Source organism: Streptococcus sp. CL6.22, from assembly GCF_049738055.1.
Classification (GTDB): Bacteria; Bacillota; Bacilli; order Lactobacillales; family Streptococcaceae; genus Streptococcus; species Streptococcus mitis_DJ.
The window spans coordinates 45,678-56,412 of record NZ_JBKOTV010000017.1 but is presented as its reverse complement, the minus strand read 5'-3'; the positions used below and the strand labels follow the sequence as shown (position 1 = coordinate 56,412).

Genomic DNA, 10,735 nt, shown 5'->3' with positions numbered 1-10,735 from the left:
TATTAATAGTATGTATGCGGGTGTAGTTTAGTGGTAAAACTACAGCCTTCCAAGCTGTTGTCGCGAGTTCGATTCTCGTCACCCGCTTTGAACTTTGTTCAATTACCAAGTTTTTAACTTGGGCGCGTAGCTCAGGTGGTTAGAGCGCACGCCTGATAAGCGTGAGGTCGGTGGTTCGAGTCCACTCGTGCCCATTAATAGGAGAATTACTCAAGAGGCTGAAGAGGACGGTTTGCTAAATCGTTAGGTCGGGTAACTGGCGCAAGGGTTCGAATCCCTTATTCTCCGTTTTATTGAGAGTTTATAACTCTTTTTTTGTTTTTTTAAGAATAGAGAATAAAAACTTCAGATTTGTAAAACTTAATTGGATTACTTATCTGAAGTTTTTTGCGCTCTTTGTCAACTGTAGTGGGCTGCAGAAAAGCTAAAATCTTTATATATTGTCGATTTTATGGTTGTGCTAGTTTATTATTACTTCCAACTCTTGAGTGAAATTTCTCCGCTATTGAGCCAGATTTCTTTTCCGTTATCACATTGAACTAAAAGTTTGCCATTTTCTGAGATATCTTTAGCAAGCCCCTTGTAGTCTTTTTGATCTAGTGTGAAAGTCACTTCTTTTCCTAGAACGAAGGACTGTTTTTTGTATAGGTATAATAGCTCTTCTGCTGGTGTTTCGAAGAAAGCACGCCAGATTTCGATAATTAATTCATTTCTGGTAATAGGTGCTGGAGCTTTGAATAAACTAGCAGCTTTTTCTTTTAATTCTTGAGGAAAGTCTTTAATAGTAAAGTTGATTCCTACTCCAATATTGATATCTGTGACTAAGCCAGTTTCTACAGAGGTCATTGCTTCAGTAAGGATTCCTCCAATTTTATGATTGTTTAGGTAGATATCATTGACCCATTTTATGTCGACATCTATTAATGTTAGGTTCTTAATGGCTTTGTAGATAGCTCCTGCTACAAGTAGTGTGTAGGATGGTAATTGCTCATAGGGAAGATTTGGTTTAAGATGGAGTGTCATATAAATGCCACCTTGGGGTGAGTAGAAAGAACGTTGAAAACGGCCTCGCCCTGCTGTTTGATAGGAAGCTAGATAGAGGGTGTTTGCTTCATTTCCTAAATCAATTGCTTCTTTTGCATCGAGTTGTGTTGATCTTGTTTCGTGTTTAAAACTGACTTTAATTGGAAGGTTTTCTTCTAGAAGTTCTGGAAGAATAAGGTCTCCATTCACCAGTTTATAGCCTTTGTTTTTGATACTATCAATTTCAATGCCTTCTTGTTCTAGACGCTTGATGGCTTTCCAAATTGACGTTCGGCTTAGAGATAGTTCTTCTGCGATTTTTTCTCCGCTGATATAGTCGGTTTCTTTAGCTAGAATCTGGTAGACAGCTTGGTAGGATTTCATAGTGTTTCCTTTCTCACTAGTTGGTATTTCGAATGTTCTTTTCTTGTATGACTTGGAGTCTGATTAAAGTATTGTTTATAAGCTTTAGAAAAATTGAGTGGATCTGAAAAACCTACTGAGTACGCAATTACCTTGATAGACTCTTGGGTATTTTCGAGAAGTTGTTTAGCTCGGTGCATTCGAACGTAAAGTAGGTATTCTTTGGGTGATAAGGTATTAAATTCTTTGAATACGCTTGATAAGTAGCTTCTGTGAACTGATAGCTCTTTTGCTAAATCTTGAATTGTAAGTGATTGAGGATAGTGGCTATCAATTAATCGTTTGCATTCAAGATAGAGTTGGTGGGTTGATGAAATATTCTTTTTCTTCTGATTGGGAGCAATAGTTCCCAGATGGAACATCAGTTCATGGAGTTGTCCCATGATATGGAGTTGAGCTAATGCATTGGATTTTGTAATCTGAGCGAAGCGGACAATGTCTGAAATGAGTTTTGCAGTAGTCTGGGTATGACAAGTTTCAGATTTTATGAGATAGGATTGGTCAGAAATTTGAGAAAGAGCAAAATAGTCAGGAGCTTTCCCTCCAGTGATTCCTAACCAGTAGTAGGCCCAAGGTTTTTCACTATCAGCTTGATAAAAGGTTAGTTCATCTGGTTTTAATAGAAAGAAATCCCCTTCTTTTAAATCAACAATTTTACCCTTGTAATGAAATTTTCCTTGCCCTTTAGTAATATAATGTAAAACGTATGTATCACGAATAGCTGGACCAAAAGAGTAATTAGGTGTGCATTCCTCATATCCATAAAACCTTAGGGAAAGATCGATTGTTCCAGTCTGGTATTCTGAAAAAACTAGCATGTGCTACCTCCTACCTAACATTTTACCATATTCTTGAGACATTTTTCTATTTTAGAAAGCGATTTCAGATGATAAAATAGAATCAAGAAAGTGATGAGGTGAAGTAAATGGGAGTGAGGATAGAGCATAATCTATTTTATGTTGAGAGTAAAAATTTAAGTCTGATCATTGAAAATCGTGATGGCTACTTACTATTGAAACATTTAGGAAAGACTATTAAGAACTATAAAGGTTCCAATAGTATTTATGAACGAGATCATGCCTTTTCAGGAAATCCAACAGCTAATAATCGAACGTTTAGTTTGGACACACAACGTCTGATTTTCGGACAACATGGCTTAGGAGATTTTAGAAAATCAACTTTACAGGTTCAGCATAGTGTAACTGAAGTAACAGATTTTCGATTGGTAGAAGCAAAGATTATAAAAGGTCAGAATGGACCACAGGGCTTACCTTCTCCACATAGCATAGATAATACAGAGACTCTTGCTTTGATGTTAGAAGATTCTAAGGCTCAACTTAGTCTGACTTTGTATTATACTGCTTTTGATAATGATTCGACTATTGCTAGCTACAGTAAATTAGAGAATAATAGTAATCAGGAAGTTGTCATCCATAAAGATTTTTCTTTTATGGCTGATGTTCCAGCTGCGAATTACGAAATCGTAACTTTGCAGGGAGCTTATGCTCGCGAAAAGACTGTTCGACGTCAACAGGTAGAACAAGGAATCTTTTCGATTGGTTCGAACCGTGGTGCTTCTGGTCATGCCCAAACACCAGCTTTTCTATTATGTGATCAAGGAATCACAGAAGATGCTGGGAATGTGTTTGCTATTCAACTAATGTATAGTGGAAACTTTGAAGCTTTTGTTCAAAAGAATCAATTGAATGAAGTTCGGTTAGCGATTGGGATTAATCCGGAAAACTTTTCTTGGAAGTTAGACCCTGAGGAATACTTTGAAACACCGGTAGCTTTAGTGACCTATTCAGATAAGGGATTAACTGGTATTAGTCATGAAAGTCAGAATTTTGTACTGAAGCACATTCTGCCAAGTAAATTTTCTAAAAAAGAACGTCCAATTCTAATCAATAACTGGGAAGCTACCTACTTTGACTTTCATAGAGAAAAACTGTTAGAGTTAGCAGATGAAGCTAAGAAAGTTGGCATTGAACTTTTTGTATTAGATGATGGTTGGTTTGGTAATCGCTTTGATGATAACCGTGCTTTAGGTGATTGGGTTGTTAATGAGCAAAAACTTGGTGGCAGTCTAGAAAGTCTTATTTCAGATATCCATGAAAGAGGTCTACAGTTTGGACTTTGGTTCGAACCTGAGATGATTTCTGTTGATAGTGATTTGTATCGTAAACATCCTGACTGGGCTATTCAGGTTCCTGGCTATGACCATACCTATTCTAGGAATCAATTAGTACTTAATCTTGCCAATCCTCAGGTAGTAGAATACTTGAAAAATGTCTTAGATCAACTCTTATCTTATCATGCGATTGACTACATCAAATGGGATATGAATCGTAATATTACTAACCTAGGTAATGGTTCAAACTATCTAGAGACACAGATGCAATCTCATCAGTACATGCTAGGGCTTTATGAACTCGTTTCTTATCTGACGGAGAAGCATAGCCATATCCTCTTTGAGTCCTGCTCTGGTGGTGGTGGACGAAATGATCTTGGTATGATGCGCTATTTCTCACAAGTCTGGGCTAGTGATAACACTGATGCTATTGCACGTTTACCAATTCAATACGGGTCATCCTATCTCTATCCAACCATTTCTATGGGTGCTCATGTATCAGCAGTACCGAATCATCAGATGGGACGAATGACACCATTAGAAACACGTGGCCATGTAGCAATGATGGGAAATTTCGGCTATGAGCTTGATTTGACAAGTCTGACTGAGGAAGAAAAAGAAGAAATTAAAACTCAGGTAAACTTGTACAAAGAATTACGGCCAGTCGTTCAGTTAGGACAGCAGTATAGGCTAATTAATCCCGATGCTGAATCAAATGAAGCAGCTGTACAATTTAACTACGGAAATCAAACGATTGTAACCTACGTTCGTATTTTATCAGTTGTTGAGACTATGGAAACAACTTTAAAGTTAAAAGATTTGGATAATGAGGGACTGTATGAATTACAGGAAAACGGAGAAGTTTACTCAGGTGCAGAACTCATGTATGCGGGTTTAACTGTTATCTTATCCCAAGGAGATTTTTTGAGTAGACAGTATATTTTTAGAAGACTATAATAAAGGCGTATAAATTTATAAAGGAGGCTTTCCAATGAAATGGTATAAAAAAGCAGGTTTTCTTTTAGTGGTTGGGGCCAGTTTACTAGGTCTAGCAGCTTGTAGTCAGAATAATCAATCGACTGATGGAAAGGTAACGATTGAATTTTTTAACCAGAAGACCGAAATGGCAGATACATTGCAAAAAATTGTAGATGATTTTGAAAAGGATCATCCTACTATTGATGTAAAACTGACGACTGTGCCGTCAGCTGGAATTGTTCTCAAGACTCGTATCTTATCAGGAGATGTCCCAGATATTATCAATATCTATCCTCAAAATATGGATTTCCAAGAGTGGGCAAAAGCAGGTTATTTTGCAGATATGACAGGAAAATCCTATCTTGAGAATATCAAGAATGAATATGCCGAAAAGTATGCAATCAATAACAAGATTTATAGTGTACCTTTAACTGCTAATCTTTATGGAATCTATTACAATAAAACAAAGTTTAAAGAATTAGGACTAAAGGAGCCGAAGACTTTTAAAGAGTTTCAAGAGATTGTTAAAAAGATAAAAGATAGTGGGAATTCTCCGTTTGCAGTTGCAGGCAATGAAGGCTGGACATTAAATGGTTACCACCAACTTTCTTTCATTACTCTTACAGGTAGTGGAGACGCGGCTAATAACTACCTTCGCTTTTCAAAACCAAATGCTATATCCACAGATGATCCTATTTTAAAAGCAGATGCAGAACGACTAGATTTGTTGGCAGATAATGCTCAAGAAGGATGGCGTGGTGCTTCTTATAATGATGCGGTGGTAGCATTTTCGAACGAAACAGCCTTGATGATGCCACAAGGATCGTGGGCATTAGCCGCAATTAATCAACAGGATCCAAAATTTGAGGTGGGGATGTTTGCATTTCCAGGAGAACAAGCAGGAAAAGAAGTCACTGTTGGTGCAGGGGACATGGCATTATCAACTTCAGCTACTACTAAACATCCGAAAGAAACCGAAGAATTTATCAGCTATATGACTAGTCCAAAAGCTATGCAGATATATTATGATGTAGATGGATCACCAGTTGCTGTAAAAGGCATACAGGAAAAAGAAAATTCAGCACTTGCAGAGATTTCTAAACTGGCATTTACGGATAAACATTATGTTTGGTTGGGCCAACACTGGAACTCTGAAGAAGACTTTTTTAATCTTAGTTCAGGTTACTTGATAGATAAAAATCTGAAAAATATGGCAAATAATCTCAATGCTTTCTTTAATCCAATGAAGGCAGATTTGGACTAGAATAGGAGTTAAGATGATATGGCTATTCGAAAATTTTTAAATAAATACTGGGGTTGGACTTTTTTAGTCATCCCACTTGCTTTACAAACTATCTTCTTTTACTTTCCTATGGTGCAGGGTGCTTTCTATAGTTTGACTAACTGGACCGGATTGACCTATAATTATAAATTTGTTGGTTTGAACAACTACAAATTGCTAATGATTGATGGGAAATTCTTCACAGCCATAGCCTTTACTTTGATTTTAACTCTGGCATTGATTATTGGAGAGATTACGATTGGGATGGTTGTGGCACGAGCCTTAAATTCTAAGATGAAGGGGCAGACCTTCTTTAGAGCTTGGTTCTTTTTCCCAGCTGTTTTGTCTGGTTTGACAGTTTCCTTGATTTTTAAACAATTCTTCAACTATGGTCTTCCAACGATTGGAAAAATTTTAGGGATTAGTTTTTTACAAGAAAGTCTATTAGGAACACCTGTTGGAGCAGTGGTAGCAACTATTTTTGTTCTCCTATGGCAAGGAGTAGCAATGCCAATTATTCTCTTTCTTGCTGGTCTTCAAAGTATTCCAAATGATATTTTAGAAGCCGCATCAATTGATGGTGCAACAAGTAAACAAACTTTTTGGAAAATTGAATTACCATATTTGCTACCAACGATTTCTATGGTTTTTATCCTAGCTCTTAAGTCTGGTTTGACTGCCTTTGACCAAATTTTTGCCTTGACGAGTGGTGGTCCAAATAATGCTACAACCTCTCTTGGTCTTTTAGTCTACAACTATGCCTTCAAGAGTAATCAATATGGATATGCGAATGCAATTGCCTTGATTTTATTCTTAATTATTGGAATTGTTTCTCTTATCCAAATCAAACTATCAAAGAAATTTGAAATCTAATAGGGGAGTCTTACACATGAAAAAAGAAGAAAAATTGAATCAGTTTTGGAAGTATGTCCTCTTGATAGTAGGTGGTATTCTCATACTTGTTCCTTTGTTAGTAACGGTTTTTAGTTCCTTCAAGATAACCAAGGATATCATGAATCATTTCTTTGGTTTGCCCAATCCTTTTACATTAAGCAATTATGAACGATTGATTTCGGATGGAATTGGAGGCTATTTCTGGAATTCAGCAGTTATTACGGTGTTATCATTGATTGTAGTGGCTTTCTTTATTCCAGCTGCAGCTTATTCCATTGCTCGAAATATGTCCAAGAAAAAAGCCTTTGCAATTATGTATTCGCTCCTGATCTTAGGGATATTTGTTCCATTTCAGGTGATTATGATTCCCATCACAGTTATGATGAGTAAACTCGGCCTAGCAAATATGTGGGGGCTAGTAATACTCTACCTAACTTATGCTATTCCACAGACCCTCTTCTTGTATGTTGGTTATATAAAAATCAGTGTACCAGATAGTTTGGACGAAGCTGCGGAAATTGATGGGGTTGATCGTTTTACAACTTATCGTCGAATCATTTTTCCAATGTTGAAGCCCATGCATGCGACAACTTTGATTATCAATGCTCTCTGGTTCTGGAATGACTTTATGTTGCCACTCTTGATTCTGAATAAGGATTCCAAGATGTGGACTTTACCTCTCTTCCAATACAACTACCAAGGTCAGTACTTCAATGACTATGGCCCAAGTTTTGCATCTTATATTGTGGGAATTGTAACGATAACCATTGTCTACCTCATCTTCCAAAAACATATCATTTCAGGAATGAGTAACGGGGCAGTGAAGTAACAAGATACAAAGCCCGTTAAAAGCTCACAGTGAAAATAGGGAATCTGAATAAGAAGCCTTGGCTTCTTGGAAGATTCATCTTTTTCACACAGAGCTTAGGGCGTGTTCAATTAAGATACAAAGGAACAGTTCAGCTTGTTTACAACTCTATGTAGAAAACAAGGAAGTTACTTAGTTGCTTGCAGTCTATATTAATACGAGTTCAATATGAACAAAAACCTAAAAATATCTTTCATTTACGAAGCCAGGTCATATAAGACTTGGCTTTCATCAGAAAAAGGAGACCATCTATGACCATTCAAAATAAAACCATGTTGATTACTTACTCAGATAGTCTTGGGAATAACCTTAAAGACTTGTATGAGAATTTGGAAGAACATTTTGGCGATGCTATTGGGGGAGTTCACCTTCTACCATTTTTCCCGTCAACAGGAGATCGTGGATTTGCACCAGTGGACTATGATGAAGTGGATCCAGCGTTTGGTGATTGGGAGGATGTTAAGCGTTTAGGTGAGAAATATTATCTTATGTTTGACTTTATGATTAACCATCTTTCTCGTCAATCGAAATATTATAAGGACTATCAAGAAAAACATGAAGCTAGTGAATTCAAAGATCTCTTTTTAAACTGGGATAAGTTTTGGCCGGAAAATCGTCCGACACAGGCTGATGTAGATTTAATTTACAAGCGAAAGGATCGTGCACCAAAGCAAGAGATTGTTTTTGCAGATGGTTCAGTAGAACATTTGTGGAATACCTTTGGTGAGGAGCAGATTGATCTTGATGTGACCAAAGAAGTAACGATGGCATTTATCCGTAAGACGATTCAACATCTAGCAAGTAACGGGTGTGATTTGATTCGTCTAGATGCTTTTGCTTACGCAGTGAAGAAATTGGATACCAATGATTTCTTTGTGGAACCAGATATTTGGAATTTATTGGACAAAGTTCGAGATATCGCTGCTGAGTATGGGACAGAGCTCTTACCTGAGATTCATGAACACTATTCGATTCAGTTTAAAATAGCGGACCATGATTACTATGTTTACGATTTTGCCCTTCCAATGGTGACCCTTTATACTCTTTACAGTTCCAGAACAGAGCGTTTGGCTAAGTGGTTAAAGATGAGCCCGATGAAGCAATTTACGACACTAGATACCCATGATGGGATTGGAGTGGTGGATGTCAAGGATATCCTGACTGATGAGGAAATTGACTATGCTTCAAATGAGCTCTATAAGGTTGGAGCGAATGTCAAACGTAAGTACTCTAGTGCAGAGTATAACAATCTAGATATCTACCAAATCAATTCAACCTATTATTCTGCGCTTGGAGATGATGATGTCAAGTACTTCCTCGCTCGTTTGATTCAAGCTTTTGCTCCAGGCATTCCTCAGGTTTACTATGTGGGTCTATTAGCAGGAAAAAATGACTTGAAATTATTAGAAGAAACCAAAGAAGGTCGAAATATTAATCGTCATTACTATAGCAACGAGGAAATAGCAGAAGAAGTTCAACGTCCTGTGGTGAAGTCCCTTCTCAATCTATTTTCTTTCCGTAATCAATCAGAGGCCTTTGACCTAGAAGGGACTATTGACGTTGAAACACCAACAGCTCATAGCATTGTAATCAAACGTCAAAATAAAGACAAGTCTGTAACAGCAGTAGCAGAAATTGATCTGCAAAGTCAGACTTATCGGGTAATTGAGAACGGAATTGAAGTAACATTTTGAAGCCTTGACTTGATATGGTTGATAAAATAGGTTTTTTATTTTAGAAAACGTTTCCTTTGTTTTCAAATTGCTCAAAAAGTGGTACAATATAGGATAGCTTACTATTATCTGAATCAGCTGATTTGGAGAGAAAGGATTCATTTTGAAATCAATAGGCTTTATTGAAAAGCTGAAAGGGTTGTCTAGTAAAGAGCTGACTTTATTGGGAATTATCCTGAGTATCTTTTTACCCTTTTATCTTTTTGTAGTTGTATTCTGTTTATATATTATCAGTTTGATTTTTACAGGAGACATGAAAAGTATTCTTCAGAAAATGGGGGAGCATCCGATGCTGCTTCTTTTTCTGGGCTATAGTACTGTAATATCCATTTTTGCACAAAATTGGATGGGAGTCGTAGCTTCAGTAGGAATTTTTCTATTTACTGTTTTCTTTTTGCACTATCAGTCGATTTTATCACATAAATTCTTTCGATTGATTTTGCAGCTCGTCTTGTTTGGTAGCGTCTTGTCAGCTGCTTTTGCGAGTTTAGAACATTTCCAAATTGTGAAGAAATTCAACTATGCTTTTCTTTCACCCAATATGCAGGTGTGGCATCAGAATCGGGCAGAAGTGACCTTCTTTAATCCTAATTATTATGGAATTATTTGTTGTTTCTGTATCATGATTGCTTTCTATCTGTTTACAACGACCAAATTGAATTGGTTGAAGGTATTCTGTGTGATTGCAGGCTTTGTGAATCTCTTTGGTTTGAACTTTACTCAAAATCGAACTGCCTTTCCTGCTATTATCGCTGGAGCCATTATTTATCTCTTTACGACCATTAAAAACTGGAAGGCCTTTTGGCTTAGTATTGGGGTCTTTGCGATTGGCTTGAGTTTCCTCTTTTCCAGTGATTTAGGAGTTCGGATGGGGACTTTAGACTCTTCTATGGAAGAACGCATTTCTATCTGGGATGCTGGGATGGCCTTGTTTAAGCAAAATCCTTTCTGGGGTGAAGGGCCATTGACCTACATGCACTCGTATCCTCGGATAAATGCTCCTTATCATGAACATGCTCACAGCCTTTATATTGATACGATTCTAAGTTACGGAATTGTGGGGACCATTTTATTAGTTTTGTCTTCTGTTGCTCCTGTTCGCTTGATGATGGATATGAGTCAGGAGTCGGGGAAACGTCCGATTATCGGCCTTTATCTATCTTTCCTTACAGTGGTTGCTGTGCACGGAATCTTTGACTTGGCCCTCTTCTGGATTCAGTCAGGTTTCATTTTCTTGCTAGTTATGTGCAGTATTCCATTGGAGCATCGAACGTTGGTATCAGATATGACGGATTAAGTTTATAAGATTGAAATCTTCTACCTTGAGTAGGAGATTTTTTTACTGGGAAAAATTATTTCTAAATCGAAATAGTTGACAGATGGAATGACGAGTGTTACAATTA

8 protein-coding genes and 3 tRNA genes are annotated in these 10,735 nt (G+C 37.2%); 9 read left to right on the top strand and 2 right to left on the bottom strand.

The window, feature by feature from the left end:
- Positions 1–16 precede the first annotated feature (16 nt).
- From ACLNCW_RS09130 to ACLNCW_RS09120, 3 genes are all read left to right on the top strand, one after another.
- Positions 17–87 (top strand) — tRNA-Gly (locus ACLNCW_RS09130).
- A gap of 33 nt (positions 88–120) precedes the next feature.
- A tRNA-Ile gene (locus tag ACLNCW_RS09125) sits at positions 121–194 on the top strand.
- A gap of 6 nt (positions 195–200) precedes the next feature.
- Positions 201–288: transfer RNA gene (locus ACLNCW_RS09120), tRNA-Ser, on the top strand.
- 183 nt (positions 289–471) lie between these two features.
- On the opposite strand, the gene birA is transcribed toward ACLNCW_RS09120, so the two are convergent.
- The gene (birA, locus tag ACLNCW_RS09115) at positions 472–1,407 is read right to left on the bottom strand and encodes a bifunctional biotin--[acetyl-CoA-carboxylase] ligase/biotin operon repressor BirA (RefSeq protein ID WP_386679357.1); all 936 of its coding nucleotides are present in this window, start codon (positions 1,405–1,407) and stop codon (positions 472–474) included.
- The gene (locus ACLNCW_RS09110) at positions 1,404–2,264 is read right to left on the bottom strand and encodes an AraC family transcriptional regulator (protein WP_386679359.1); all 861 of its coding nucleotides are present in this window, start codon (positions 2,262–2,264) and stop codon (positions 1,404–1,406) included. The genes birA and ACLNCW_RS09110 overlap by 4 nt, the downstream gene beginning before the upstream one ends.
- Positions 2,265–2,371: 107 nt before the next feature.
- On the opposite strand from ACLNCW_RS09110, the gene ACLNCW_RS09105 reads away from it, so the two are divergent.
- The 6 genes from ACLNCW_RS09105 (at position 2,372) to ACLNCW_RS09080 (ending at position 10,629) form a co-directional block, all read left to right on the top strand.
- Entirely contained in the window at positions 2,372–4,534 is a 2,163-nt protein-coding gene (locus ACLNCW_RS09105; protein WP_424846114.1) for an alpha-galactosidase, read from the top strand.
- A gap of 34 nt (positions 4,535–4,568) precedes the next feature.
- Positions 4,569–5,819, top strand: a complete 1,251-nt coding sequence (locus tag ACLNCW_RS09100; RefSeq protein ID WP_424846112.1) for an extracellular solute-binding protein — start codon at positions 4,569–4,571, stop codon at positions 5,817–5,819.
- Positions 5,820–5,837: 18 nt separating this feature from the next.
- A complete protein-coding gene (locus ACLNCW_RS09095) occupies positions 5,838–6,710 on the top strand; it encodes a carbohydrate ABC transporter permease (RefSeq protein ID WP_424846110.1) in 873 nt (290 codons plus the stop codon).
- Positions 6,711–6,726: 16 nt separating this feature from the next.
- Complete coding sequence (locus ACLNCW_RS09090; RefSeq protein ID WP_424846109.1) at positions 6,727–7,560, top strand: carbohydrate ABC transporter permease; 834 nt, start codon at positions 6,727–6,729, stop codon at positions 7,558–7,560.
- A 290-nt stretch (positions 7,561–7,850) separates the two neighbouring features.
- Positions 7,851–9,293 carry a sucrose phosphorylase gene (gtfA, locus tag ACLNCW_RS09085; protein WP_424846107.1) on the top strand — a complete coding sequence of 481 codons (1,443 nt, stop codon included), beginning with the start codon at positions 7,851–7,853 and terminating at the stop codon, positions 9,291–9,293.
- Between the two features lie 142 nt (positions 9,294–9,435).
- Positions 9,436–10,629 (top strand): O-antigen ligase family protein, encoded by a 1,194-nt coding sequence (locus ACLNCW_RS09080; RefSeq protein ID WP_261043825.1) that lies wholly within the window; start codon positions 9,436–9,438, stop codon positions 10,627–10,629.
- Positions 10,630–10,735: the final 106 nt, after the last annotated feature.